Below are 23,347 nucleotides of genomic sequence, written 5' to 3' on the forward strand. Positions count from 1 at the left end.
ACCGAAGGTCACAAGGTTCGCAAAGCCCTTCGAATCTCACTGGCCAGCACCGGACGCAATTCGGGGCGCACAAAGCGCCCCACTTCGACCGTCCGCCCCTGGCCGGACACCTCAATCAGGGAACGGTGCCCGCCCTTGGGCTCCACCCTCACCCAGTCGGACTTGAACTCTGTCCGAACCAGGCGCCCTGCCTGCTCCAACTCCACCAGCAAACGCCCCTCTTTGAGGAGGATCCGCTCACCGTCGGTGGCATGACGTGCGAACACCATGAACGCTACACCAACCACCAGCAGTTCGATGCCCGTGAAAACCATCACCAGCTTCGCTCCCAGGTGCCAGCAAAGCCCCGCAATCACCGTCGAAACCAGACAGATCGAGCCGTAGAACCAAGCCAGTTGCACCGGTGTCACGGAGCAATTGCGGCGCAGTCGCCAGTCGACCTCCCCGCCCGAGGCACGAGCAAAACGGAATGCCAGATCTGACATGCCTCAAGCCCCCGATGAAACGGTTGCACGGGAAAATGCCCTGAGAAAACCCGGGCCAAGTTTACCCGACAGACCACCTGGGTTTGATAATTCTCAAACAGGCGGCAAATTCTTTTTGCCCTGGCGCAACACTGTCTTCATTTGCTCCAATGAGACCGCACTCTCAGGTGCCAATCGGATGCGCGGCGCCGGCTTGAAAGCGTGGCCGTAGATGATTTCAAAGGTCAGGCTCATTTGGCCCGGCGTGGGCCCCGTCAGGGCGTCATGGGTCTGCAAGCGGCGCTTCAATTCGGTCAGCCAGCCTCGGCCGCGACAGGCGGCAAAGCGCCCCGGATTCAGGTTGCGGCCGAGCTCGCGCAGCTCCTGCAACAGTCGCTCAGGTGACTCATAACTGAGCACAATGCGCTCCATGTCCATGACCGGCTCGGCAAATCCGGCTTCGACCAGCATGTCGCCCCAGTCGTGCATGTCGGTGAAAGCGGGGCCCGGCTCGGGCCAGCCCGCGTCGGCATACAGGGCGCGCAGCTCTTTCAAGGTGTCTGGTCCGAGGCAGGAGAACATCAGAAAGCCCCCCACCTCCAGGGCCTCATGCCAGGCATCCATCAAGGCCCTGGGCTGCTCACTGAGGTGCAAGGCCATGTTGGACCAGACCATCTGCACCGCACCCGGTGCCGGCAAGCCCAGATGCGATGCCGGCCCCATCCAGCGAGCCGGCTGCCACCAGGCCGGTTCATGCCTTTGGCGGGCCTGGGCCCGATCAACCTCGAAAGGCTCGTGCACGTGGGGCACGGCCTTGGGGTAGCGGGCCAGCAGGCGCTGGTGCGCCTCAAGCCCCCCGCGAGCGGGTGCCCAGTCCAACCAGGCTTTGGGCTGCAGCACGATCCACTGCAGGCGCTCTTCCATCCGCCGGGCCACCTCTTCATGCAGCCAGGGCGAGGCCTGGCTGGCGACACGTCCCCAGCGTTGCACGGCAGAGGGGGCGATGGTAGGGGGGGACGGGTGGTTCATGCGGGCTCTCGACAATGCGCCCGCGAGTATATTGAGTCCATGCTGGCGCGGCTTTTCGAGGCAATGATGACCCGCATTCCCAGTCAGTGCGCGGTGTGCCGGGCCTGGCCAGCGCAACGGGTGTGCGAGGAATGCGTGGGTCGCTTTGCGCGCCCCGTGCCACGCTGCCGCCGCTGCGCCATCCGTGTCGAGTCAGGTCATCCGGTTTGCGGCCCCTGCCTGCTGCATCCACCGGCACTTTCCAGTTGCCAAGCGGCGCTGGACTACACCTTTCCCTGGTCAGCCTGCATTGCCGATTTCAAGTTCCATGACGACCCCTCCTGGGCCGGCATGCTGGGCCAATTGATGATGCAGGCCCCGGGTGTGGCCGAATCGGTTCAGCAGACCGACTGGGTGATCCCGATTCCCCTGTCCAGGCGGCGGCTGCGTGAACGCGGCTACAACCAGGCGGCCCTGCTGGCCCAACAGCTGACGCCGTGCCGACTGCACACCGACTTGCTGTGGCGCCTGCAGGACACGGCAGCACAGGCCCAGCTCACCCGGGCCCAGCGCCTGGGCAACCTGCGCCACAGCTTTGCCGTCAACCCGGATCAGGCCGCGCGGCTGAAGAACCGCCGCGTGCTGCTGATCGATGATGTGATGACCACCGGGGCCACGCTGCACAGCGCAGCGCGGGTGCTGAGGCAGGCGGGCGGCGCCCGTGAGGTGCATGCCTGCGTGCTGGCCCGCACGCCCGCGCCCCGCTGAGGGCGCCAGGACCCACCCCCTGCGTCAGCCCTGGGCATGCAGGCGCGCGACAATGGCGGAATGTTTCACATTGTTCTCGTTGAACCCGAAATCCCGCCCAATACCGGGAACGTCATCCGCCTGGCGGCCAACACGGGCTGCACCCTGCACCTGATCGAGCCACTGGGCTTCTCGATGGAAGACCGCTACATGCGCCGCGCCGGGCTGGATTACCACGAGTACGCCGAACTGCGCCGCCACGCCAACTGGGAGGCCTTTCTGGCGCAAGAGCAGCCGGCCCGCGACCGCATGTTCGCCCTGACCACCCGCGGATCGCGCCCCGCCTTCGAGTTGAGCTTTCAACCCGGGGATTGGCTGGTGTTCGGCGCCGAGACCCGGGGCCTGGCCCCTGAGGTGCGAGATCAATTTCCGTTGTCGCAACGACTGCGCCTGCCGATGCGCCCCGACCAACGCAGCCTGAACCTGTCCAACGCGGTGGCCGTGACCGTGTTCGAGGCCTGGCGACAGAACGGCTTCGGCGGCGCCCAGGCCACCCCCACCGGGGCTACCTGAGCGCGGCTCGGACAAGGCTCAGGGGTATTGCCGGGCCAGCGATTCGGCCACGCACACCGGCTTGCTGCCGCCCTCGCGCTCGACCGTCACCTCCCAGGCAAACTGGTAGCCCTGGTTATCGATGGGCGAGGCCTCCAGCAGGCGCAGACGGGCCCGCAGGCGGCTGCCCACCGGCACGGGCGCCGGGAAGCGAACCTTGTTGAGCCCGTAGTTGACGCCCATGCGGGCCTCGGTCACGGCCAGCGTCTCGCCAAAGAAGCGCGGCAACAGGGACAAGGTGAGAAAGCCGTGGGCAATCGGGCCGCCGAAAGGCCCCTGCTTGGCCCGTTCAACGTCGATGTGAATCCATTGATGGTCGCCCGTGGCTTCCGCAAACTGATTGACCTGCTCCTGGGTGATGGTCACCCAATCGCTGATGGCTACTTCCTGGCCCACACACGCGGCCAGGTCGGAAAGGGTCTGGAAGGTTTTCATGCAAGCACTTTAGCGGCGGCCTGTTCCCACCCATGTCGGCCACGCGACATGGCGCATCCGCGTCAGGTCGCTCGGCCCAGCCACTCGCACAGGGTCTGCCACTGAGCCAGGTCTTTGGCCACACGCCCGGGCGCCACGTCGAACACGCTCAGTCCGCTGGCGGCCAGGTGGATGTAGTTCTGGGTGTCACGCAGCGTGGCCAGTACCGGCAGGCCCAGGCGATCGACAAACTCATGCAGGCGCTCGGCGGCGATCGTGCGCTCGTCCACCCGCATGCCCACGATGCCGATCTCAACCCGTTGGGCCCGCTTCATGTCGGCCAGTTGGTTCAAAAAATCCTGGGTGGCGTACATGTCGAAAATGCTGGGCTGCAAGGGGACGATCACCTTGTCGGCCAGGCGGATGACCTCTTTGAGGCGCCCGCCATGCAGGCCGGCCGGTGTGTCGAGCACGGCATGCTGCACGCTCTTCGGGGGCCGGGCCAGTTCCTTGTCGTCGTCCTGGACGCTCCAGGCAGCGATCGGCGCGGCCGTCGCAGGCCGGAGGCTGAGCCACAAGCGCGACGATTGCTGCCGATCAATGTCCCCCAGGGCCACCGTCTGGCCCTGGCTGGCCCAGTAGCCCGCCACCTGCGTGCTGAGAGTGGATTTGCCCACTCCTCCTTTGGGATTGGCGACGACAAGCACCGTCATATCGATCCTCCAAGACTTGCGTATGCGGCGCATGTTAGCCGCTGCCGATGACCGGGGCCAGTCCCACCGCGGTCGGCCCATGCCCGTGCACAATGCCCGACCATGAACACAGTCTCATTTTGGGAGCCCTGGCTGAGGCATTTGCTGGAGTTGGCGGCCACCCTGGCCTTTGCGCTTTCTGGCGTGCTGGAGGGGGCACGCAAGAAGCTCGACCCGGTCGGCGTGTGCGTGGTGGCCTTTCTGGCGGCCTTCGGCGGGGGAACCTTGCGCGATCTGCTGCTCGACCAGCGCCCATTTTTCTGGGTGCGCCACGTGGACTATGTGTGGGGCATCCTGGGCTTGAGCCTGGCGGCATTGCTGCTGTTGAAGCGGCGCCATTTCGAGCCCACCGAACGCGCCATTCAACTGCCCGACGCGATTGGCCTGGGCCTGTTCACCGGGGTGGGCGTGGACATGGCCAACGACCTGGGCATGCCGGGGCTGATCTCGGTGATGATGGGCGTGATCACGGGCGTCTTCGGTGGCGTGTTGCGCGACATTGTCTGCAACCAGATTCCCAAGGCATTCCATGACCACCGCCCCTATGCGGTCTGCGCCTTTGTGGGCGGCTGGCTGTACCTGGGGCTGGTGCAGGCCCAGGTACCCGAGTCACCGGCGCTGATGCTGTGCGCGCTTTGCACCGCCGGCCTCAGGGGCCTGGCGCTCTGGCGCGACTGGCAGCTGCCGGGCTGGCGGCGTCTTTGAACCAGCCGGCCTGCCCTCCCGGCACGCCAGCCCGGCCGCTTACACGCGTTCCAGAATCACGGCAATGCCCTGCCCCACGCCGATGCACATGGTGCACAAAGCGTAGCGGCCACCGCTGCGGTGCAGCTGGTTGATCGCGGTGGTGGCCAGACGGGCCCCGCTGGCGCCCAGCGGATGGCCCAGCGCGATGGCACCACCGTTCGGATTGACGCGAGGATCGTCGTCTTGCAAGCCCAACTGGCGCAGGACCGCCAGGCCTTGTGCCGCAAAGGCTTCGTTCAACTCGATGACATCGAGCTGCGCCAGGCTCAGGCCGGTGAGGGCCAGCACTTTCTGGGTGGCTGGTGCCGGGCCAATGCCCATGATGCGCGGTGCCACGCCCGCCGTGGCCATGCCCACCACGCGGGCACGCGGGGTCAGGCCGTATTGCGCGGCCGTGCGCTCATCGGCCAGCAGCAGTGCACACGAGCCATCATTGACGCCGCTGGCATTGCCTGCGGTCACGGTGCCATCGGGGCGCACCACCCCTTTGAGCTTGGCCAGGGCTTCCAGGCTGGTGGCACGGGGGTGCTCATCCTGACTCACCACCACCGCGTCGCCCTTTTTCTGGGGAATGGTCACCGGCACGATTTCGGCATCGAACACACCGGCCTTCTGTGCGGCCACGGCCTTCATCTGACTGGCCAGGGCCATGCGGTCCTGGGCCTCGCGCTCAATGCCGAAATCGGTGGCCACGTTCTCGGCCGTTTCGGGCATGGAATCCACGCCGTACTGGGCTTTCATGAGCTTGTTGATGAAGCGCCAGCCGATGGTGGTGTCGTACACCGCATTGGCACGGCTGAAAGCGCTTTCGGCCTTGGGCATCACAAACGGGGCACGGCTCATGCTCTCCACGCCGCCCGCGATCATCAGGCGTGCTTCGCCCGATTTGATGGCCCGTGCCGCGGTGCCGATCGCGTCCAGCCCCGAGCCGCACAGACGGTTGACGGTGGCGCCCGGCACCTCGATCGGCAGGCCAGCCAGCAGGCTGGACATGTGGGCCACGTTGCGGTTGTCTTCACCGGCCTGGTTGGCGCAGCCATAGATCACATCCGCCACAGCGGCCCAGTCGACCCCGGGGTTGCGCTCCATCAGAGCCCTGAGCGGAATCGCGCCCAAGTCATCGGTGCGCACGCTGGAAAGAGCGCCGCCGTAGCGGCCGAAGGGCGTGCGAATGGCGTCGCAGATAAAAGCTTGTGTCATGGTTGGTCCTAGTCTCCGGGGTTGAAATTGGGGGGGCTCTTGGGGGGCTCTTGGTGGGCTCTTGGTGGGCGGATATCAGCCTCAATCCAGCAAGGGCAGGCCGATCAGGTCTTGCAGCGCCTCGCGCCCGAGGCCGTCCACGGCGTCGATCAGGCGCAGGCCCTGGGGGCTGCATTCGAGCGTGGCCAGGTCGGTGTAGATGCGCTTCACGCAAGCCAGCCCGGTCAAGGGGTAGGTGCACTGCGCCACCACCTTGCTCTGGCCCGACTTGCTCAGCAGGTCCATCATGACCCAGGTCTGCTTGGCGCCAATCGCCAGGTCCATGGCGCCGCCCACGGCGGGGATGGCGCCCGGCTCGCCGGTGCTCCAGTTGGCCAGGTCGCCCGTGGCCGACACCTGGAAGGCGCCCAGCACACAGATGTCGAGGTGGCCGCCACGCATCATGGCAAAGCTGTCGGCATGGTGAAAGAAGGCGCCGCCCGGCAGCAGGGTGACCGGCTGCTTGCCGGCGTTGATGAGGTCGTAGTCCTCTAGGCCAGGGGCCGGGGCCGGGCCCAAGCCCAGGATGCCGTTCTCGCTTTGCAGAATCACCTCGCGCCCGGGGGGGATGTGATTGGCCACCCGGGTGGGCATGCCGATGCCCAGATTGACATAGGCGCCGTCATGGATGTCGGCGGCCACGCGGCGCGCCAGTTCGTCTTTGCTGCGGGGCTGATATGGGGGGGTCATGGCTGGGTCTCCTCTCAAGCCGCTGCTTTGAAACCGCCGGCCGTGGTGGCGCGGCGGGGCACGGGCACCACATGGCTCACATGGATGCCGGGGGTGACGATGGCCTCAGGGTCCAATTGGCCCAACTCGACCACCTCGTGCACTGTGGCCACCGTACAACGGGCAGCGGTGGCCATCACCGGGCCGAAATTGCGCGCCGCCTGACGGTAGGTCAGGTTGCCCCAGCGATCGCCACGCTCGGCCTGGATCAACGCCACGTCCCCATGAATGGGGTACTCCAGGACCTGACCACGGCCATTGATGATCCGGGTCTCCTTGGGGCTGCCATCGGGGTTCATGGCCAGTTCGGTGCCGAAGCCGGTCGGGGTATAGAACGCACCTATGCCCGCCCCGGCTGCCCGCAAGCGCTCGGCCAGATTGCCCTGGGGCACCAGCTCCAGCTCGATGCGGCCCTGGCGGTACAGCGCGTCAAACACATGGGAATCGGCCTGACGGGGAAAGCTGCAGATGATCTTGCGCACCCGCCCGGTCTGCAACAGGGCCGCCAGCCCGGCGTCGCCATTGCCGGCATTGTTGTTGACCACCGTGAGATCGCGGGCGCCCTGAGCGATCAGGCCGTCGATCAGTTCAAGTGGAATGCCCGCGGTGCCAAAGCCACCGATCAGCACGGTGGCGCCATCCTGCACCCCCTGCAAAGCCTCTGCCACTGAGGCAGCGATCTTGTCAATCATGAATTAAATATCTCCAAACGGTAGTGGCACAGATAGGCTCAAACGGCATACCCTAGCGACCAGACGGGCAAAATCGTCACATGTGACTAAGCATGAGCAAAAAACTCGGCCATCTGCATCGATGGCCAGTCAATTTGTTCATAATAAGAACATTGGTTCGCACAATGAATTTTAGGAGATAGTCAACACCATGGCAACGTCACCTGACCACGAGAACGCGGCCCCACGCCCTGGCGACAGTTATGTGCAGTCCTTTGCTCGGGGGTTGGAGGTCATCCGCACCTTCAGCGCAGCCGCGCCGCAACAGACCCTGACCGAAGTCGCCGGGCGCAGCGGGCTCACCCGCGCCGGTGCCCGTCGCATCCTGTTGACCCTGCAGACTCTGGGCTATGTCGAGACCGACGGACGCCAGTTCCGACTCACACCGCGCATCCTGGACCTGGGATTTGCCTACCTGTCGTCGATGCCGATCTGGAACCTGGCCGAGCCGGTGATGGAAGGGCTGGTCGACCGGGTGAAAGAGTCCTGCTCGGCGGCCGTGCTCGAGGGCAACGACATCATTTATGTGCTGCGGGTGCCCACGCACAAGATCATGCGCATCAACCTGGGCGTGGGCAGCCGCCTGCCGGCCTACTGCACCTCGATGGGCCGCATTCTGCTGGGCAGCCTGCCCGACGAAGAGGTCCAGCGCCGCCTGGCAAGCACCGAACTCCAGGCCCGGACGCAGCACACCTTGACCCAGGTTGACGAGTTGCTGGCCAGGGTTCGCCAGGCACGCGACCAGGGCTGGTGCCTGGTCGATCAAGAACTCGAGGAAGGACTGATCTCGATGGCCGCGCCGGTGGTCAACCGCAATGGCCGGGTGATCGCGGCCCTCAACATCAGCGGCCAGGCCAACCGCAACAGCGCCTTCGACATGCAGAACCGCATGCTGCCCCATCTGCTGCAGGCAGCCCAGTCGATCTCGCGCATGGTGGGCACGCCACGGGCCTGAGAGCCTGGTCAAAGTCCCCCTCGGGTCGCGCAAGACATTGAACAGGCTCTGCCGCCCCCCCTGTACGCGTGGGGGCATCGCCCAGGGTGATACGCTCGGGCGTATGTTCAACCCCTCTCAAGACGACGTCCGTCGCTTCTTCTGCTCGGTCTATGCCAAGTCCCGCCAGGGCCTGGCCATGGAGGCCATTGAAACCCTGGCCGGTCAGTGGATCGACGAGCACCCCGAATACCACGCCGACCTGGCCGATGCCGACGCGGCCGTGGCCCGCGTGTATGACAGCCAGAAGGGCGAAACCAACCCCTTTCTGCACCTCTCGATGCACCTGTCGATCAGCGAGCAATGCAGCATTGACCAGCCCCGCGGCATCCGCCAGGCGGTTGAACTGCTGACTGCCCGCCGCGACTCGCTGCACGGCGCCCACCACGAAACCATGGAGTTCCTGGGACGCATGCTGTGGGAAAGCCAGCGCAGCGGTCGTCCCCCCGATGGCCATGCCTACATCGACAGCGTGCAACGCGCCGCCACACGCGACTGAGGCCGCCCCAAGCAACCGGCCCAGCAGAAAAACAAAAAGCCGCTGAATGATCAGCGGCTTTTTTCGTGGGCAGGGCGTTCAACGCCTGGGGCTTGATCAGCGGAAGCGCGACTCAGGCACGGTCTTCAGGTCGCTGTCGAGGGTGCTGACATACGAGGCCAGGGCCTTGAGTTCAGCATGCGAGAACTGTTTGGCGACCCCGCCCATGACAGCGTTGTTGCGGCCCATCACCGGGCTGTTGCCCATTTGATAGGACTTGAGCGCCACATACAGGTAGTCGCTGTATTGGCCGGCAATCTTGGGGTACGAGGGGTCGATGGGCTTGGCAAAGTTGGCGCCGTGGCAGGACACGCAAGCGCCCTTGTTCAGCAGGGCCGCCACCTGGGTGTTGGGTTCGCGGCTGAGCTTGTCGGGCAAGGTAGCGCCTTCGACATGGCCCAGTTGGGCGTAATAGGCCGAGATCTCGGCGATGTCTTGCTCGCTCAGCGAATCGGCAATGCCGCGCATGGTGGGGTGCTTGCGGTCGCCCTTCTTGTAGGCGTTCAAGGCAGCAGCGATGTACTTCTCGCCTTGGCCGGCGATGCGCGGCACCTTGTAGACCTCGGGGAAGGTCGCCTGATAGCGATCAATCCCATGGCAGCCGATGCACATCGCCACCTTGGCGTTGACATCTGCTTTGACCTCCTGAGCGTGGACGGCCGACGAAAAAGCGGTCACGGAAGCGACAGCAAGGGCAAATACCGTTGTCAACATCTTGTTCATTTTGCGAGCACAATCAAATGGATGATTGGGTACCGAGGGGATTGAGAAAAATCAACGATTGATTATATCGAGCCCCGCTTCTGCAACACATCTGTTAAGCGAACACTTGTCCATGAAATTCCAAGGCTCACAAAATTACGTCGCCACTCAAGACCTGATGCTCGCCGTGAATGCGGCCATCACCCTCAAGCGGCCCTTGCTGGTCAAGGGCGAGCCCGGTACCGGCAAGACCATGCTGGCCGAAGAAGTGGCCGAAGCCCTGGGCGTGCCACTGTTGCAATGGCACATCAAATCGACCACCAAGGCCCAGCAAGGTCTGTACGAATACGACGCAGTCAGTCGCCTGCGTGACTCGCAACTGGGCGACGAACGCGTCAAGGACATCGAGAACTACATCGTCAAGGGCGTGTTGTGGCAAGCCTTCACGGCCGAGCAGCCGGTGGCCCTGCTGATCGACGAAATCGACAAGGCCGACATCGAGTTCCCCAACGATCTGTTGCGCGAACTCGACCGCATGGAGTTCTATTGCTACGAAACCCGTGAACTGATCAAGGCCAAGAACCGTCCGCTGGTGTTCATCACCTCGAACAACGAGAAAGAGCTGCCCGACGCCTTCCTGCGCCGCTGCTTCTTCCACTACATCAAGTTCCCCGACGCCGACACGATGAAGAAGATCGTCGACGTTCACTTCCCCACCCTCAAGGCCGAGCTGCTGGCAGCCGCCATGAAGACCTTCTACGACGTGCGCAACCTGCCCGGCCTCAAGAAAAAGCCCAGCACCTCCGAGCTGCTCGACTGGCTCAAGCTGCTGGTGGCCGAAGACATCCCGCTGGAGGCCCTGCAAAGTGCCGACGCCAAGGTCAGCGTGCCCCCTCTGGTGGGCGCCTTGCTGAAGAACGAACAGGATGTGACCCTGTTTGAAAAGCTGGTCTTCATGAACCAGCGCAACCGCTGACCCATCCCGAGCTGCCCGCCCTGCCCCGGCAGTGCGGCACCCGCATGGCACCGGAGAAACCATGTCTTTTGTTGAACCCGTCACCCTGCGCCTGAACGGTGTGCGCCTCGAGCCCCTGAGCCTGGCCCATGAAGCCGGCCTGGCCGCCGCGGCCGCCGATGGCGAGCTTTGGAACATCCGCGTCACCTCGGTGCCCGAGCCCGGCCAGACCCGCGCCTACATCGAAACCGCCCTGCAGATGCGCGAGGCGGGCAACCGCTTTGCCTTCGCCGTGATCGAAGAGGCCAGCGGCCAGTTGATCGGCACCAGCAGCTACCACGACATCGTGCCGGCCATCCGTCGCGTCGAGATCGGCTACACCTGGTACGCCAAACGGGTCCAGCGCACCCACGTCAACACCAGCGCCAAATACCTGCTGATGAGCCATGCGTTCGACACCCTGGGCTGCGCCCTGGTCGGCTGGCGCACCGACAACTTCAACCACGCCTCGCAACAGGCCATCGAGCGCCTGGGCGCGCGCAAGGACGGCGTGCTGCGCCACCACGCGCTGCGCCGTGACGGCACGGTGCGCGACACCGTGATGTACAGCATGAGCGCCGGCGAATGGCCCGAGGCCAAGGCCCAGCTGCTGTACCTGCTCAAGCAGCGCTACCCGCAAACACCCCCACCGCCCGCGGTGGTCCACGGCGGCAAGTAAGCCCCCGTGACCTGACCTGGAGCCGTCCATGCTGATCGACTTCTTCTACACGCTGCGCAGCGCCAAACTTCCTGTTTCGGTGAAAGAGTTCCTCACCCTGCTGGAGGCCCTGCAGGCCCGCGTGGTGGGCCCCGAATCGGACGAGGCCTGGAAAATCGACGACTTCTACTACCTGTCGCGCCTCACCCTGGTGAAGGACGAAAAGCATTACGACAAGTTCGACCGCGCCTTTGCGGCTTACTTCAAGGGCGTCGAGATGCTGACCGACTTCACCAAAGACGTTCCGCTTGAATGGTTGCGCAAGAACCTCGAGCTTGAGCTCAGCCCCGAAGACAAAGCCAAGATCGAGAAGATGGGTTGGGACGAGCTCATGGAAACGCTGAAAAAGCGCTTCGAAGAGCAGAAGGAACGCCACGAAGGCGGCAGCAAGTGGATCGGCACCGGCGGCACCAGCCCCTTTGGCGCCAACGGCTACAACCCCCAGGGCATCCGCATCGGGCAAGAAAAAAGCCGCAACAAGAGCGCCGTCAAGGTATGGGACCAGCGCGCCTACAAAGATTACGACGACACCCAGGAGCTGGGCACGCGCAACATCAAGGTGGCCCTGCGCCGCCTGCGCAAGTTTGCCCGCGAAGGTTCAGCCGAAGAGCTTGACCTGCCCGACACCATCCGATCCACCGCCGCCAATGCGGGTTGGCTCGACATCAAAATGGTGCCAGAACGTCACAACAATGTGAAAGTGTTGCTGCTGATGGACGTGGGCGGCACCATGGACGAGCACATCGCCCGGGTCGAAGAGATGTTCTCGGCAGCCAAGGCTGAGTTCAAGCACCTGGAGTTCTACTACTTCCACAACTGCGTGTACGACTACATGTGGAAGAACAACAAGCGCCGCTTCTCCGAGAAGTTCGCCACCTGGGACATCCTGCGCAAGTACAACAAGGACTACAAGCTGATCTTCATCGGTGACGCCACCATGAGCCCGTATGAAATCCTGCAGCCGGGCGGCAGCGTTGAGTACAACAACGAGGAACCCGGCGCCGAATGGCTGCAGCGGTTGACCAACACCTTTCCGCGCTTTGCCTGGATCAACCCCGAGCCTCAGGGCGTGTGGCAATACCGCCAGAGCATCGCCGTGATCCAGCAGTTGATGAACCAGCGCATGTACCCCTTGACACTCAAAGGCCTCGAAGACGCGATGCGCATGCTGTCAAAATAGACACATGTTTTGGTACAGGCGAGGCAGGCCGGCTTTCAAGCCGGCCTTTTTGATGGGGCTGGCGTGCTCGGTGGTGTTGCTGCTGGCCACCCTGGGCCGACCCGCGCGTGCCGAAGGCGACGCCCAGCCCCCCACACCGACCCCAACGCTGGCCAGCAGCACCTCGGCCACGCCCCACCAGCCAGACAAGGGCTCGACCGGCACCACCGCGCCCCCAGCTTTCCTCCTGGAGGTGCATGCCCCCGAGCCGCTGCGCGACACCCTGCTGCGCCACCTGGAGCTGCAACAGTACCGCGGCCTGCAAGACCTGGACCGCGACGAACTGGACCGCCTGCTGGTCAGCGCCCAGGACAACGCCCGCAAGCTGCTCGCCACCCAGGGCTATTTCAGCGCCGAGGTCAGCATCTCGGTGACCGACCCCGCCACCGCCACGCAGCCTGCCGGCCCCGCCCCGAGCCCGCCCGCCGCCGAACCCGGTGCCGCCCAGCACGCCCCCTGGTCGGTGTTGATCGAAGTCACCCCCGGCGAACCCGTGCGCGTGAGCACCTTCAAACTGCAACTCAGCGGTGACGTGGCCCGCAACCCCGAGCTGGAGGCCGTGCAGCGCAGCCTGACCGAGACCTGGGGCCTGCGCACCGGCAGCATCTTCACCCAGGCCGCCTGGGACAGTGCCAAGACCGAAGCGCTGCGCCGCCTCACCGCCACCCGCTACCCCACCGGCCACCTGGTCGACAGCCAGGCCAGCATCGACCCCGACACGCTGCAGGCCGAACTCAGCCTGACCCTGGACTCGGGCCCCGACTTCCGCTTTGGCGAGGTGCTGGTCGAAGGCACCCAGCACCACAGCGCCGAGCTGGTGCGCCGCCTGGCCCAGATCCCCACCGGCAGCACCTACACCCAGGTCGATCTGCTCAAGGCCCAGCAGCGCGTGGCCGACAGCGGCTATTTCGACTCGGTGTTCATGTCGCTCGACACCAGCGGCCCCCCTCAGGCCGCGCCGGTGCGCGTGCAGGTGCGCGAAGCCAAGCTGCACAAGCTGGTGTTGGGCGTGGGCGCCAGCACCGACAGCGGGGCCCGCCTGTCAGCCGAATTCACCCAGCGCAAACTGCCCTGGCTGGACTGGAAAGCCTTGTCCAAGCTGTCGCTGGACCGCGACACCAAAACCCTGAGCAGCGAACTCACCAGCCAGCCCGACAAAGACAACTGGCGCTGGGTCACCTCGGGCCAGTTGCAGCGCCAGACCGGCAGCACCGCCCCCGTCAACAGCCTGACGCTGCGAAGCGGGCGTGCCAAGACCGACGAGCACTACGACCGCAATTTCTACCTGCAGTACGACCACACCCTGACGCAAAGCAGCCCCGCTGAAAGCGCCTCCAGCGTGTCGGCCAACTATGCGTGGACCCAGCGCAACTTCAACAACATCCCCTTTCCCACCCGGGGCTACGGCCTGGCGGTTGAGGTGGGCCCAGGCCTGACCCTGGGCAGCCAGCGCTCGCCGTTCCTGCGCAGCCGCGCCCGAGTGCTGGGCTTCATTCCGATCAACGAAAGCGCCTACCCCAGCGCCGCCCAGACACCCCGCCTGGCCTGGCGCGCCGAAGGTGGCGCCGTGGGGGCCCGCAGCAGCGTGGTCCTGCCCAGCACCCAGCTGTTCCTGACCGGGGGCGACACCACCGTGCGCGGCTACGGCTACCGCGAGATCGGTGTCGTGCAGGCCGACGGCACGCTGGAGCCCGGCCGCTACCTCGCCGTGGGCAGCCTCGAATGGCAAAAGCCCATCGTGCACAACGGCCGCGCCACCGAGTTCGATGGCACCGTGTTCATAGATGCCGGCGCCGTGGCCAACCAGGCCAACGACCTGCGTGCCAAGGTCGGCGTGGGCGTGGGCGCACGCTGGCGCAGCCCGGTGGGGCCCCTGGAAGTCGACCTGGCCTGGGGTGCCGCCACCCGTCGCCTGCGCCTGCACCTGGCCGTGGGCTTCAGCTTCTGAAGATCAACATGAGCGCCCAGCCACCCAACGAGTCCCAAGCGGGCCAACACCAAAGCCGCCCAAGCCACGCAGGCCCACGGCCCTGGGCCCGCCGCCTGCGCCTGGCCGCCCTGTGCGCGGCCGGCCTGCTGGGCCTGCCCCTGGCCCTGGGGGCGGCCGCCTGGGTCTGGAGCGGCAGCGAAGGCTCGCTGGCCACCACGCTGAACCTGCTGCCACGCTGGCTGCCAGCCGATCGCCAACTGCAGGTCAGCGGCGTGAGCGGCACCCTGCGCGAGGGCGGCCAGATCGCCGAAATCCACTGGTCCCAGCCCGGCACGCGGGCCACCCTCACCGGCCTGCACATCCGCTGGGACTGGCGGGCCCTGCTGAGCCGCCACCTGGCCCTGAGCGAACTCAGCGCCGAGCGCCTGGAACTGCGCGACAACGGCAAGGCCCCGCCCAGCCCACCGCTGACCGAGCTGACCCTGCCCCTCACCATCGACACCCCGCTGCAACTGGGCGAGATCCAGCTGCCCGACCAGGGCGGCCTGGTGCTGAGCCACCTCGACGGCCACTACCACTACGACGGCGAGCAACACCACCTGCAATGGTCCGAACTGGGCGTGGCGGCTGGCCACTACAGCGGCCAGGTCAGCCTGCAAGGCGCCGCCCCCATGGCCCTGCAGGCCCAACTGGAGGGCGAGATCCCCACCCACCTGGGCGCACCCGCCCCCGCACAACTGCTGGCCCGCGCCGGCCTGCAGGGCACGCTGTCGGGCCCCGCCGCCGAAATCGCCCTGGAAGCCGTGCTGGACCCCGATGGCGCCCCCCCACCCACCGCCAACGCCACCACCCGCCAGGGCCGCGCAACAACACCCGGCCCGACACCCGGCGCCATGCAGGCCCAGGTGCAGGCCCGCCTGCGCCCCTGGGCCGAACAGGTACTGCCCGAGGCCCAGGCCCACCTGCAAGGCATCGACCTCAGCCTGCTGTGGCCCCAAGCCCCCAGCACCGCCCTCTCGGGCACGATCGACATCCACCCCGGCGACGGCAAGGCCCCGGCCTGGCAGGCCCGGCTGGACCTGCGCAACGCCCAGCCCGGCCCCTGGGACCAGCAACGTCTGCCCCTGGAGCAGCTCAGCGCCCGCCTGCAACAGCAAGGTCGTGCCTGGGTGATCGACCCGGTCGAAGCCCGGCTGGGCGGCGGCACCCTGCGCCTGAAAGGCCGCTGGGAGGCCGGCAGCACCACCCCCTGGCTGACCGAGGCCACGCTGCAGGGCGTCTCGCCCCAGCGCCTGCACAGCGCCGCCCCGCCCGCCCCCCTCAACGGCCACCTGGCGCTGCGCGCCCTCGGCGGCCAAGCCGATGCCCTGGGCTTTGAGGTCGACCTCAGCCCCCAGGCCGGCGGCCCGGCACGCCCCACCCCAAGCACGCCCCGGACCCAGCCCCAGACCAAGGCGCAGGCCCGCACTGAGCCCGCAGGCAAGGCAGCCCAAGCCCGCACCAGCGCCCCGGCAGCCACGGCGGCCAAGGCCCCACCCGCGCCCGCCCAGGCCCTGTGGACCGCCCTGCTACTGCGCCAGGCCCAGGCCCAGGGGCGATGGCAAGGGGGCGAACTGCAACTGCAGCAACTGAAGCTGGAACTGGCCGAAGCCCGACTGGAGGGCTCGCTGCAATGGCACACCGGCCAGCGCCAGGGCCGGGCCGACCTGAAACTGCAAACCCCGGGCCTGAATGCCTTGCTGCAAGGCCACCTGAGTGCCGACCAGGGCCAGGGGCAATGGCAGGCCCAACTGAGCGACGCCGGTGCCCTGGGCCGATGGCTGGCCCGCCTGCCCGGCCTGGGCACCCCAGCCGCCGCGCTGCCCCAACAAGGCCAGGGCCAGTTCGACGGCCAATGGCAAGGGGGTTGGGGCGCCATGCTGGCGGCCTGGCAAGGTCAGGCCGCACCACGCCGCGGCCAGGCCCTGAGCCTGAGCACCCGACTTGACCTGCCCCGTCTGGACTGGGCCGCCACCGACCAACGCCCTGCCCTGGCCCTGCGCCAGCTGCAGCTGCGCCTCAACGGCACCCTGCCCGGCAGCGGCAACCCAGCCGGCAACCCACCCGCCACCCCATCGCTCGAACTCAGCCTCAGCGGCGAGGCCCGCCAAGGCGCCCGCCAGGCCCGCCTGCAGGCCAGCGCCCATGCCGGGCCCAGCGCCAGCAACCCACCGGGCGCCTTCAACTGGGCCGCCCGCCTGGACGAACTGAGCCTGAACCTGCAAGACAGCGCCACCGCCGCGCCCTGGGGCCTGCGCCTGAGCGCCCCCGCCACACTGAGCCTGAACCACCAGGCCAAGGCCGACCTGACCGAACTGACGCTGGCCCCGGGCGAAGCCCGCCTGGCCCATGCCGGCGTGCCCGACCTGAGCCTGCGCTGGCAGAACACCCACTGGGCCCAGCAAAAAGGCCAGGCCCGCTGGCAGACCAGTGGCCAGGTGCAAGACCTGTCGCTGCCCTGGATCGAACAACTCATGGCCCTGGCTCAGGGCGCCAGCAGCGCCAGCCTGGGCATCTCGGGCGACCTGCTGCTGAACGCCGACTGGAGCGCCAGCGCCGAACCCGGCCTGAAAGCCCGGCTGCGCCTGAGCCGGCAACGCGGCGACCTGCGCCTGCAGGCCGAAGACCTGCCCCAGGGCGTGCAGGCCAACGAAGCCCAGCGCAGCGCCGGCGCCCGCGTGGCCGAGGCCACGCTCAGCCTGGACGAAGGCGCCCTCAGCGCCGCCGTGCAATGGGACAGCGAACGCGCGGGCCAGCTGCAGGCCCGCTTTGCCACCCGCCTCAGCAACGGCCCGCAAGGCCTGAGCTGGCCACCCGACACCGCTTTGAGCGGCTCGTTGAACGCCCAGATGCCCAAGCTGGGCGTGTGGTCGGTGCTGGCGCCGCCGGGTTGGCGCATGCGCGGCACCCTGGACGCCCAGGCCACCCTCAAGGGCACGCTGCAAAACCCCGAATGGCAAGGTGAAATCCGCGCCAGCGACCTGGCCCTGCGCTCGGTGGTCGAGGGGGTGGAACTGCGCGACGGCAAACTGCGCGCCGTGCTCAGCGGTCACCAGATCGACATCACCGAGTTCACCCTGCGCGGCGCCCCCGGTGCTGGCGGCGACGGCGGCAGCCTGAGCGCGCAAGGCAGCGCCCAATGGAACGGCCAGCAACTGCAACTGCAACTGCAAACCCGCGCCAACCGCCTGCGGGTCTCCAGCCGCGCCGACCGCCGCCTGGCCCTGTCTGGCGAGCTCAACACCCGGCTGGAGCAAGGCCAGCTCAAGGTCAGCGGCGACCTCAAGGCCGACCAGGCCCTGTTCGTCCTGCCCGACGAAACCGCCCCCAGCCTGGGCGCCGATGTGCTGGTGCAGCCCGGCAGCCACGGTGCCGGCCAGGCCGCCAGCAAAACCACCAGCCAGACCGCCAACCAGGCCACGGCCGCCGCCCCCCAGCCGCCCAGTGCCCTGCCCGCAGCCGACGTGCAGGTCAGCCTCGATCTGGACAACGATTTTCGTGTGCAGGGCCGCGGCCTCGTCACCCGGCTGCGCGGCAGCTTGAAGCTGCGCCTGAGCCCGGGCAGCACCGAGCCCCAGATCACCGGTGAACTGCGCACCGACCAGGGCACTTACAAGGCCTATGGCCAGCAGCTCAACATCGAAACCGGCGTGCTGCGCTTCAGCGGTGCCTACGACAACCCCTCGCTCGACATCCTGGCCATCCGGCCCAACCTCTCGACCCGCGTCGGCGTGCAGATCAGCGGCACCGTGCTGTCCCCCCGCGTGCGCCTGTTCTCGGAGCCCGAAATGGCCGATGCCGACAAACTGGCCTGGCTGGTGCTGGGCCGCGCCGCCGCCAACGGCGCCGCCGAATCGGCCCTGCTGCAACAGGCCGCCCTGGCCCTGCTGGGCGGCGGCCGAGGCCTGTCAGACAGCCTGGCCCAATCGCTGGGCCTGGACGAAGTCTCGTTCAGCGGCGTCAAAAACACCGACACCGGTGTCACCAGCGCCGCCCTCACCCTGGGCAAACGCCTGTCCAAAGACTTCTATGTGTCGTACGAACGCAGCCTGGCCGGCACCATGGGCACCTTCTACATCTTCTACGACCTCACCCGCCGCTTCACCCTGCGCGCCCAGACCGGCGAAAAAAGCGCCGTCGACCTGATCTTCACGCTGAGCTACGACTGAACCCATGCCGGGCTGACCGAATCCTGCCCGCGCAGGCCCTACAATCCCGGGCGGTCCACTCTTCGTAGTTCAATGGATAGAACGAGTGCCTCCTAAGCGCTAGATACAGGTTCGATTCCTGTCGAAGGGACCATCTGAACATTTCAGGCGGTGTCTCTCCGCTGCCATAGAACCCGCCCCGCCCTTGGCCTGGCGGGTTTTTTGTTGCCCAGCGGCGCCGCGCTGCAGCCCCTATCTGACACGAACGGCACTTCTACCTGACGCCAGCAAAGGGTGCATGAAACGGCCTGGCGCACGGCCCACAAGGGCATCTGCGCCGATATCGGACCTTGGCAAAGCCCGCAGTACAGGCCCCGGCAAGGCCCATGCCGAGCTGCTGCAGCGCTGCGAAGAACTGCGCTCGAAGATCACCGCCCATGAGCAGGCCGCGGCTGATTCACACGACCTTTTCCGCCGGGCCTTTGCGGCTGCGAACTACACCCCGACCAAGGAAGTGAAGAACGCCCTGTTCAACAAGAACGACGCGGCCACCATGGCTTAGGAATTGCGCCTGACCCTGGCCGAGTGCGAGGCCAACACGTTTGAGCCCCAGGTGCAGGCCTCCAACGACGCTCAAAGCTATCTCCTGGCGCATCGCGCCGCCTTCAAGGCGTATGCCCACCTGCAGGTCTACCAAGCCTTGGCCGAGGTGGGAGAGCCCCTGGCCCGTGCACTGGCCCTGGTGCGCCATTGCGAGCTGCCCCGGTTGTTGAACATCACCGACGATCCGGAGGCCCGCCGCGAGGCCTTTGTGTGGGACTGCATCAAGGAGATGGCCAGCACCCAACCGGTGGTCGATGAGCGACCTGAAATCGAGGCGCTGGGCGCCCTGGAGCTGGGGCCGTTTGCGAACCGCAAGTTCATGAGCCCGACGGAGATTCACAAGGCGCGGAACGCCCAGCAGGAGTCGGCTGAGGCCTGAGTCTGGGGCTGCGCCTGATCTGGCGCATAACAAAGCAATAGGGGCGTGTCCTGCGGAGGGCACGCCCCTATTTTGTAAGCCTTCAGATCGCCCAAACAAATAACCCAGCATCAACCAAATAAATCCGATCCTCAATTCAAATTAGCGCTAACAGCATGGTATTAACTCGAATAAAGAACTAGGCCACAGTCCATCCCCACCTAGCAGGAAGTGTGGAGTCAACATCACTTTCCAGTAGTACGAAGAACGTAGGCAAGTCATATGCGACGGTGCGCAGGCCAGATTTGACACCACAAAAATGGTGCGCGTCTTCAACAAGTGCGAGCATGTAGTTCAGCGCCGGCAAACATTCACTGACAACTTCCTGATCACCAATTTCTGTCACCACCCAAGTTCGCTCTATACCTGCCTGCTCGCCGACTTGTTCATGCTTTCCGCCCAAAAAAAGGTCACCGACAAATTGTGCGGTCGCATCTAGAAGTGCTCTTGTATCGACAAATGGATTAATCTCCTTATTCATAGAAAGCTTCATTCGGCGACCACGAAATAGGCCCAAAGATACTTTGCTCCGTGCTTCCAACGACTTCTGTTTAACAACAATATTTCTAGCCTCAACCATCCTTCTGAGGGATGGTATTAAGCGCATATCAACGCGTCTCTTTTCGTACCATGCCCCAAAGCCATCTCGACGATTCAGCTCACTCTGAAGCATAAATGTAATATTACGCAGCGACTGAATAAAAGCATTCAGATTGTGAATAAATGGTTGAGGGAAGTGATAATAAACAAGGCATTGCTCAAGGAAGTACTGCGCCTCAACGCAGCGTTGATGTGTTGAAGGCAGTGGACAACCTTCTTCAAACGGCCTCATATTCATCTCAGGAATCCTCTACTACATTTCATCAACTCAAATCACAGATACCACGACACCTCTTATTGGGAATTTTCACTCAAACATCACGACCCACTCAAAATTTAGAAGCCCCACCACGGCACATTCGCCGATTCGGCTTTAGTTCCCACAAAAATGCAGGCAACGCCGACCATCGGGAAATAAGCGCATCGAATCACCAATAACCAGATATCAATGCACATCCGAAGGAACAATGGTTACAGGTTTCTTTTTTGAGCGCGGCAACTTAAAAGTATCTATCTTGAAATTTGAAAAGGCCGCTCTTGCGTGATGGATGACCACAGGCCTATCAATCCATTGGAGAAACGGCCGAAGCTCGTCTGCTGTGTGCATGCATCTCAATCCAAGAACAATTTCGCACAACTGCAAATCATCTGAGAACGCTTTGAAGTGCATGCCGTTTTGGGAAGTAAGCTCCTTCAATTTAATGATCCATCGGGACTCTTTTTCGTAGCTCCACTGCTTGAATTTCGTAGTCAAAAATCGCCACAAATCAGTTGATTTCAGCCCCCCCTTCAACGTCTGCAACCAACCTCTTCGATTCATAATTTACGTCATCCAGCTCTTCAGCAGGAACATCAAATCCCAAACAAACACCGCGATGACTGTCCGCGTAATGGGCCCACATCAATGGACTTTCGAAATTTTGACCAAAGCAAAGAACCCCATACTTATTTACGTACTCACTCTTGATTTTCCGAAAAAGTTCGCGCTGCATCTCTTCCCTCTGATTGAAGCAAGCCAGCTCAAAAGGGTCATTCAACATATTAAAACGGCCAACCTTGAGTCGCCGCTCTGGAAGAATGTGGTTGACTAGTGCCTCATAGGACGTCATGTGGTAATAGCGTTTCATAGGCATAGATTTAACATATTTCTGCAGAAATAAAAACTACCAAGAAATTTACAAAATAGCCATCCATATGATCATCGCCCTCCCAAACGCGAATTTCATGAATACTTCACACTAACAACTAACTGTTCCGTTTGCCCTCAACGACATCAAGTTGCGGCCATCTGCGGGCATCGTATCAGGCACATGCGTCCGGTCAGTCCTGGCCAGTTACACGGCTTGCAAGCCCAAGTCGACCAAGGCCGAGCCGCTATTGACTCAGTGACGTCACCAGTTCCAATAGGTCTACGCAGACTTGTTGAAAAATCCCATCAAATTTCGTGACTTCCGTGGACTCAGAAATTTTGCGCTGACCCGCACCGTATATGGTGAACACATGGGCCGCCAGGGTCGTCAAATGAGGTCCCTGAAGCCCGGGGGCGCGGCGGGGGTCTGCAGTGTGTGTAGACGTCTACTGACCGCCCCCCAGATCAAATCAGCGCTTACCCAAACAACGGAAGGACGTGAACAGCGTCAGTCATTGCCTGCTACCATAACTTTAGCCAGCAACAACGGAGCGAGAGGCAGCCAAGTCCCGTAGTCTTTGCGTTGCTAACGAAATTCAAAGAAGCTATCCGAACAGGAGCATCAATGGCTAAACAGCTTTCACCTGCCGGCGTAATGGCTCTGAAAGAAGCGCTGTGTTCGGTCTACTGGTACAAGTCCGATCTGCGCAGCTTTCTAAGCCTTTGTCTAACCAATCCTGCCATCTTGAACTCTTTTAACTGGGAGAACTACAAGCGGCAAATAGCATCGGACGTCATAGACTTCCTGGTTGCGAACCCTGGCAGTCACCTTGGTGATCTCACCAAAATTTGCTACGAGCTGTGCAAGTTGACGGATTTCTCCCACCTCAAGCCTCTTGATGATGGCCCAGCTAAAGTTGAAAAGGCGCGCGGTGCGGTTAACCAACTAAAGCAACTTGTTGAACCTCATCAAGAAATCAAGAGAGAACAAGACGAGATCAAGAGACGACAGGAAACAGCCGCACAAAAGCTGCGTCAGAACACGGCAGTACGCCAGAAGCTAGAGTCCATCAAAAATAAATATATGGCACTTATCAGCTCTAACGATCCGCAAGCTCGGGGATTCGAGCTTGAACGCATCATGTACGAGCTATTCGAACTCTTCGACCTGGACCCGAAGGCTTCATTTAAAAATCTCGGCGAGCAACTTGATGGGGCATTCACACTCGAAGGCACGGAATATCTTTTCGAAGCAAAGTGGCAAAAAGAACTTGTCAACAAGGCTGCACTCGTAGCATTCACTGACAAAGTACGCACAAAGCTCGAAAACACTCTTGGCATATTTCTCTCAATTAATGGATTTTCTCAAGACGGTGTTGCAGCCCATCAAGCGGGCGGAGCGGCCATTATCCTCATGGACGGCAGTGACTTAATGGCAGTCTTCGAGGAGCGTATTGATTTTGTCAGCCTATTGCTAAAAAAGAAACGGCATGCAGCCCAAACTGGGGGCATCTACTTCTCCTACTGCCAGATGGTCTCAGGCCAATAATACAAAAACATCATTATCTCAATACAAATCCAAACCGCCGCAATTTAATTGCATAGAATTTAATTTGGAGGCCAATTTGAGTTCAATCGAAAAATGGGCAGAACGCATTTATGCAGAAACTGATTTTGGAAAAAGCATTGCAACCAGTCTGGCAGGAGTAGTTGGGTTAACCATCTATCTACTATCCACCGATTGGACTATTGCTGCGTTTTCCGCAATTATATTTTTCCCGGTTGCACGCCTAGCAGCAACAGCGATTCATACTCGGATCGCACGTAACGCACAGCGCAGAGAGCGCAAAAGCGATGCGACCCATATATTTA

At 63.5% G+C, this 23,347-nt stretch carries 25 protein-coding genes and 1 tRNA gene; 15 read left to right on the forward strand and 11 right to left on the reverse strand.

Annotation, left to right across the window (positions count from 1 at the left end):
* Window positions 1–8: 8 nt before the first annotated feature.
* Together AC07VS_RS19635 and AC07VS_RS19640 are read right to left on the reverse strand one after the other, a co-directional pair.
* Window positions 9–485, reverse strand: coding sequence for a DUF2244 domain-containing protein (locus AC07VS_RS19635; RefSeq protein WP_492348251.1), 477 nt, complete (start codon window positions 483–485; stop codon window positions 9–11).
* Window positions 486–578: 93 nt separating this feature from the next.
* Window positions 579–1,493: a methyltransferase domain-containing protein gene (locus AC07VS_RS19640; protein WP_492348250.1), complete on the reverse strand. Its 915-nt coding sequence runs from the start codon at window positions 1,491–1,493 to the stop codon at window positions 579–581.
* Between the two features lie 66 nt (window positions 1,494–1,559).
* On the opposite strand from AC07VS_RS19640, the gene AC07VS_RS19645 reads away from it, so the two are divergent.
* Both AC07VS_RS19645 and trmL read left to right on the forward strand, forming a co-directional pair.
* On the forward strand, window positions 1,560–2,240 hold the full coding sequence (locus AC07VS_RS19645; protein ID WP_494751760.1) for a ComF family protein: 681 nt from the start codon (window positions 1,560–1,562) through the stop codon (window positions 2,238–2,240).
* 60 nt (window positions 2,241–2,300) lie between these two features.
* Complete coding sequence (trmL, locus tag AC07VS_RS19650) at window positions 2,301–2,792, forward strand: tRNA (uridine(34)/cytosine(34)/5-carboxymethylaminomethyluridine(34)-2'-O)-methyltransferase TrmL (protein WP_492348248.1); 492 nt, start codon at window positions 2,301–2,303, stop codon at window positions 2,790–2,792.
* An 18-nt stretch (window positions 2,793–2,810) separates the two neighbouring features.
* On the opposite strand, the gene AC07VS_RS19655 is transcribed toward trmL, so the two are convergent.
* A complete protein-coding gene (locus tag AC07VS_RS19655) occupies window positions 2,811–3,266 on the reverse strand; it encodes a MaoC family dehydratase (protein ID WP_019574047.1) in 456 nt (151 codons plus the stop codon).
* 62 nt (window positions 3,267–3,328) lie between these two features.
* Window positions 3,329–3,958 (reverse strand): nucleotide-binding protein, encoded by a 630-nt coding sequence (locus tag AC07VS_RS19660; RefSeq protein ID WP_494751761.1) that lies wholly within the window; start codon window positions 3,956–3,958, stop codon window positions 3,329–3,331.
* A 102-nt stretch (window positions 3,959–4,060) separates the two neighbouring features.
* Here AC07VS_RS19660 and AC07VS_RS19665 point away from each other — a divergent pair, with 102 nt between their 5' ends.
* Window positions 4,061–4,702 (forward strand): trimeric intracellular cation channel family protein, encoded by a 642-nt coding sequence (locus tag AC07VS_RS19665; protein ID WP_492348246.1) that lies wholly within the window; start codon window positions 4,061–4,063, stop codon window positions 4,700–4,702.
* Window positions 4,703–4,741: 39 nt separating this feature from the next.
* Here the strand turns inward: AC07VS_RS19665 and pcaF are convergent, their stop codons facing one another.
* The 3 genes from pcaF to AC07VS_RS19680 form a co-directional block, all read right to left on the reverse strand.
* Window positions 4,742–5,944, reverse strand: coding sequence for a 3-oxoadipyl-CoA thiolase (pcaF, locus tag AC07VS_RS19670; protein ID WP_494656767.1), 1,203 nt, complete (start codon window positions 5,942–5,944; stop codon window positions 4,742–4,744).
* Window positions 5,945–6,025: 81 nt separating this feature from the next.
* Window positions 6,026–6,673 (reverse strand): 3-oxoacid CoA-transferase subunit B, encoded by a 648-nt coding sequence (locus AC07VS_RS19675; RefSeq protein ID WP_494751762.1) that lies wholly within the window; start codon window positions 6,671–6,673, stop codon window positions 6,026–6,028.
* Between the two features lie 14 nt (window positions 6,674–6,687).
* Window positions 6,688–7,404, reverse strand: coding sequence for a 3-oxoacid CoA-transferase subunit A (locus AC07VS_RS19680; protein WP_492348243.1), 717 nt, complete (start codon window positions 7,402–7,404; stop codon window positions 6,688–6,690).
* 190 nt (window positions 7,405–7,594) lie between these two features.
* Here AC07VS_RS19680 and AC07VS_RS19685 point away from each other — a divergent pair, with 190 nt between their 5' ends.
* Together AC07VS_RS19685 and AC07VS_RS19690 are read left to right on the forward strand one after the other, a co-directional pair.
* Entirely contained in the window at window positions 7,595–8,398 is an 804-nt protein-coding gene (locus AC07VS_RS19685; RefSeq protein WP_492348242.1) for an IclR family transcriptional regulator, read from the forward strand.
* Window positions 8,399–8,501: 103 nt separating this feature from the next.
* Window positions 8,502–8,936 carry a DUF1841 family protein gene (locus AC07VS_RS19690; protein WP_027475901.1) on the forward strand — a complete coding sequence of 145 codons (435 nt, stop codon included), beginning with the start codon at window positions 8,502–8,504 and terminating at the stop codon, window positions 8,934–8,936.
* 96 nt (window positions 8,937–9,032) lie between these two features.
* Here the strand turns inward: AC07VS_RS19690 and AC07VS_RS19695 are convergent, their stop codons facing one another.
* Window positions 9,033–9,698: a c-type cytochrome gene (locus tag AC07VS_RS19695; RefSeq protein WP_492348241.1), complete on the reverse strand. Its 666-nt coding sequence runs from the start codon at window positions 9,696–9,698 to the stop codon at window positions 9,033–9,035.
* 112 nt (window positions 9,699–9,810) lie between these two features.
* Between AC07VS_RS19695 and AC07VS_RS19700 the strand changes: the two genes are divergently transcribed.
* The 8 genes from AC07VS_RS19700 to AC07VS_RS19735 all read left to right on the forward strand — a co-directional run bounded on the left by AC07VS_RS19700 (window position 9,811) and on the right by AC07VS_RS19735 (window position 19,707).
* Complete coding sequence (locus tag AC07VS_RS19700) at window positions 9,811–10,653, forward strand: AAA family ATPase (protein ID WP_492348240.1); 843 nt, start codon at window positions 9,811–9,813, stop codon at window positions 10,651–10,653.
* A gap of 61 nt (window positions 10,654–10,714) precedes the next feature.
* On the forward strand, window positions 10,715–11,350 hold the full coding sequence (locus AC07VS_RS19705) for a GNAT family N-acetyltransferase (RefSeq protein ID WP_492348239.1): 636 nt from the start codon (window positions 10,715–10,717) through the stop codon (window positions 11,348–11,350).
* 28 nt (window positions 11,351–11,378) lie between these two features.
* Window positions 11,379–12,569, forward strand: coding sequence for a vWA domain-containing protein (locus AC07VS_RS19710; protein WP_492348238.1), 1,191 nt, complete (start codon window positions 11,379–11,381; stop codon window positions 12,567–12,569).
* A 52-nt stretch (window positions 12,570–12,621) separates the two neighbouring features.
* Entirely contained in the window at window positions 12,622–14,556 is a 1,935-nt protein-coding gene (locus tag AC07VS_RS19715) for an autotransporter assembly complex protein TamA (RefSeq protein WP_494751763.1), read from the forward strand.
* An 8-nt stretch (window positions 14,557–14,564) separates the two neighbouring features.
* Window positions 14,565–18,746: a translocation/assembly module TamB domain-containing protein gene (locus tag AC07VS_RS19720; RefSeq protein WP_494751764.1), complete on the forward strand. Its 4,182-nt coding sequence runs from the start codon at window positions 14,565–14,567 to the stop codon at window positions 18,744–18,746.
* A 58-nt stretch (window positions 18,747–18,804) separates the two neighbouring features.
* Window positions 18,805–18,879, forward strand: a tRNA-Arg gene (locus AC07VS_RS19725).
* 144 nt (window positions 18,880–19,023) lie between these two features.
* On the forward strand, window positions 19,024–19,287 hold the full coding sequence (locus AC07VS_RS19730; protein ID WP_494751765.1) for a hypothetical protein: 264 nt from the start codon (window positions 19,024–19,026) through the stop codon (window positions 19,285–19,287).
* Between the two features lie 3 nt (window positions 19,288–19,290).
* Window positions 19,291–19,707, forward strand: coding sequence for a hypothetical protein (locus tag AC07VS_RS19735; RefSeq protein WP_494751766.1), 417 nt, complete (start codon window positions 19,291–19,293; stop codon window positions 19,705–19,707).
* 178 nt (window positions 19,708–19,885) lie between these two features.
* Here AC07VS_RS19735 and AC07VS_RS19740 read toward each other — a convergent pair whose 3' ends face one another.
* From AC07VS_RS19740 to AC07VS_RS19750, 3 genes are all read right to left on the reverse strand, one after another.
* Window positions 19,886–20,578 (reverse strand): Ea47 family protein, encoded by a 693-nt coding sequence (locus AC07VS_RS19740; protein ID WP_494751767.1) that lies wholly within the window; start codon window positions 20,576–20,578, stop codon window positions 19,886–19,888.
* Window positions 20,579–20,791: 213 nt separating this feature from the next.
* Window positions 20,792–21,148: a hypothetical protein gene (locus tag AC07VS_RS19745; protein WP_494751776.1), complete on the reverse strand. Its 357-nt coding sequence runs from the start codon at window positions 21,146–21,148 to the stop codon at window positions 20,792–20,794.
* Window positions 21,114–21,473: a DUF2971 domain-containing protein gene (locus AC07VS_RS19750; protein ID WP_494751768.1), complete on the reverse strand. Its 360-nt coding sequence runs from the start codon at window positions 21,471–21,473 to the stop codon at window positions 21,114–21,116. Before AC07VS_RS19750 ends, AC07VS_RS19745 begins: the two co-directional genes overlap by 35 nt.
* A 627-nt stretch (window positions 21,474–22,100) precedes the next feature.
* Here AC07VS_RS19750 and AC07VS_RS19755 point away from each other — a divergent pair.
* Window positions 22,101–23,024: a hypothetical protein gene (locus AC07VS_RS19755; RefSeq protein ID WP_494751769.1), complete on the forward strand. Its 924-nt coding sequence runs from the start codon at window positions 22,101–22,103 to the stop codon at window positions 23,022–23,024.
* A partial coding sequence (locus AC07VS_RS19760) for a hypothetical protein (RefSeq protein WP_494751770.1) occupies window positions 22,966–23,347 on the forward strand: 382 nt, incomplete at its 3' end. The genes AC07VS_RS19755 and AC07VS_RS19760, both read left to right, overlap by 59 nt.

This window comes from Curvibacter sp. GW821-FHT01G03, assembly GCF_059422285.1.

What these genes read in the sequence shown, in the direction of transcription:
- AC07VS_RS19700 (WP_492348240.1), top strand. Translation starts at nt 9,811, where the DNA reads ATGAAATTCCAAGGCTCACAAAATTACGTCGCCACTCAAGACCTGATG.
- AC07VS_RS19640 (WP_492348250.1), bottom strand. Translation starts at nt 1,493, where the DNA reads ATGAACCACCCGTCCCCCCCTACCATCGCCCCCTCTGCCGTGCAACGC.
- AC07VS_RS19720 (WP_494751764.1), top strand. Translation starts at nt 14,565, where the DNA reads ATGAGCGCCCAGCCACCCAACGAGTCCCAAGCGGGCCAACACCAAAGC.
- AC07VS_RS19655 (WP_019574047.1), bottom strand. Translation starts at nt 3,266, where the DNA reads ATGAAAACCTTCCAGACCCTTTCCGACCTGGCCGCGTGTGTGGGCCAG.
- AC07VS_RS19635 (WP_492348251.1), bottom strand. Translation starts at nt 485, where the DNA reads ATGTCAGATCTGGCATTCCGTTTTGCTCGTGCCTCGGGCGGGGAGGTC.
- AC07VS_RS19680 (WP_492348243.1), bottom strand. Translation starts at nt 7,404, where the DNA reads ATGATTGACAAGATCGCTGCCTCAGTGGCAGAGGCTTTGCAGGGGGTG.
- AC07VS_RS19675 (WP_494751762.1), bottom strand. Translation starts at nt 6,673, where the DNA reads ATGACCCCCCCATATCAGCCCCGCAGCAAAGACGAACTGGCGCGCCGC.
- AC07VS_RS19665 (WP_492348246.1), top strand. Translation starts at nt 4,061, where the DNA reads ATGAACACAGTCTCATTTTGGGAGCCCTGGCTGAGGCATTTGCTGGAG.
- AC07VS_RS19740 (WP_494751767.1), bottom strand. Translation starts at nt 20,578, where the DNA reads ATGAGGCCGTTTGAAGAAGGTTGTCCACTGCCTTCAACACATCAACGC.
- AC07VS_RS19705 (WP_492348239.1), top strand. Translation starts at nt 10,715, where the DNA reads ATGTCTTTTGTTGAACCCGTCACCCTGCGCCTGAACGGTGTGCGCCTC.
- trmL (WP_492348248.1), top strand. Translation starts at nt 2,301, where the DNA reads ATGTTTCACATTGTTCTCGTTGAACCCGAAATCCCGCCCAATACCGGG.
- AC07VS_RS19750 (WP_494751768.1), bottom strand. Translation starts at nt 21,473, where the DNA reads ATGAAACGCTATTACCACATGACGTCCTATGAGGCACTAGTCAACCAC.
- AC07VS_RS19690 (WP_027475901.1), top strand. Translation starts at nt 8,502, where the DNA reads ATGTTCAACCCCTCTCAAGACGACGTCCGTCGCTTCTTCTGCTCGGTC.
- AC07VS_RS19645 (WP_494751760.1), top strand. Translation starts at nt 1,560, where the DNA reads ATGACCCGCATTCCCAGTCAGTGCGCGGTGTGCCGGGCCTGGCCAGCG.
- AC07VS_RS19710 (WP_492348238.1), top strand. Translation starts at nt 11,379, where the DNA reads ATGCTGATCGACTTCTTCTACACGCTGCGCAGCGCCAAACTTCCTGTT.
- pcaF (WP_494656767.1), bottom strand. Translation starts at nt 5,944, where the DNA reads ATGACACAAGCTTTTATCTGCGACGCCATTCGCACGCCCTTCGGCCGC.
- AC07VS_RS19660 (WP_494751761.1), bottom strand. Translation starts at nt 3,958, where the DNA reads ATGACGGTGCTTGTCGTCGCCAATCCCAAAGGAGGAGTGGGCAAATCC.
- AC07VS_RS19685 (WP_492348242.1), top strand. Translation starts at nt 7,595, where the DNA reads ATGGCAACGTCACCTGACCACGAGAACGCGGCCCCACGCCCTGGCGAC.
- AC07VS_RS19730 (WP_494751765.1), top strand. Translation starts at nt 19,024, where the DNA reads ATGAAACGGCCTGGCGCACGGCCCACAAGGGCATCTGCGCCGATATCG.
- AC07VS_RS19695 (WP_492348241.1), bottom strand. Translation starts at nt 9,698, where the DNA reads ATGAACAAGATGTTGACAACGGTATTTGCCCTTGCTGTCGCTTCCGTG.
- AC07VS_RS19715 (WP_494751763.1), top strand. Translation starts at nt 12,622, where the DNA reads ATGGGGCTGGCGTGCTCGGTGGTGTTGCTGCTGGCCACCCTGGGCCGA.
- AC07VS_RS19755 (WP_494751769.1), top strand. Translation starts at nt 22,101, where the DNA reads ATGGCTAAACAGCTTTCACCTGCCGGCGTAATGGCTCTGAAAGAAGCG.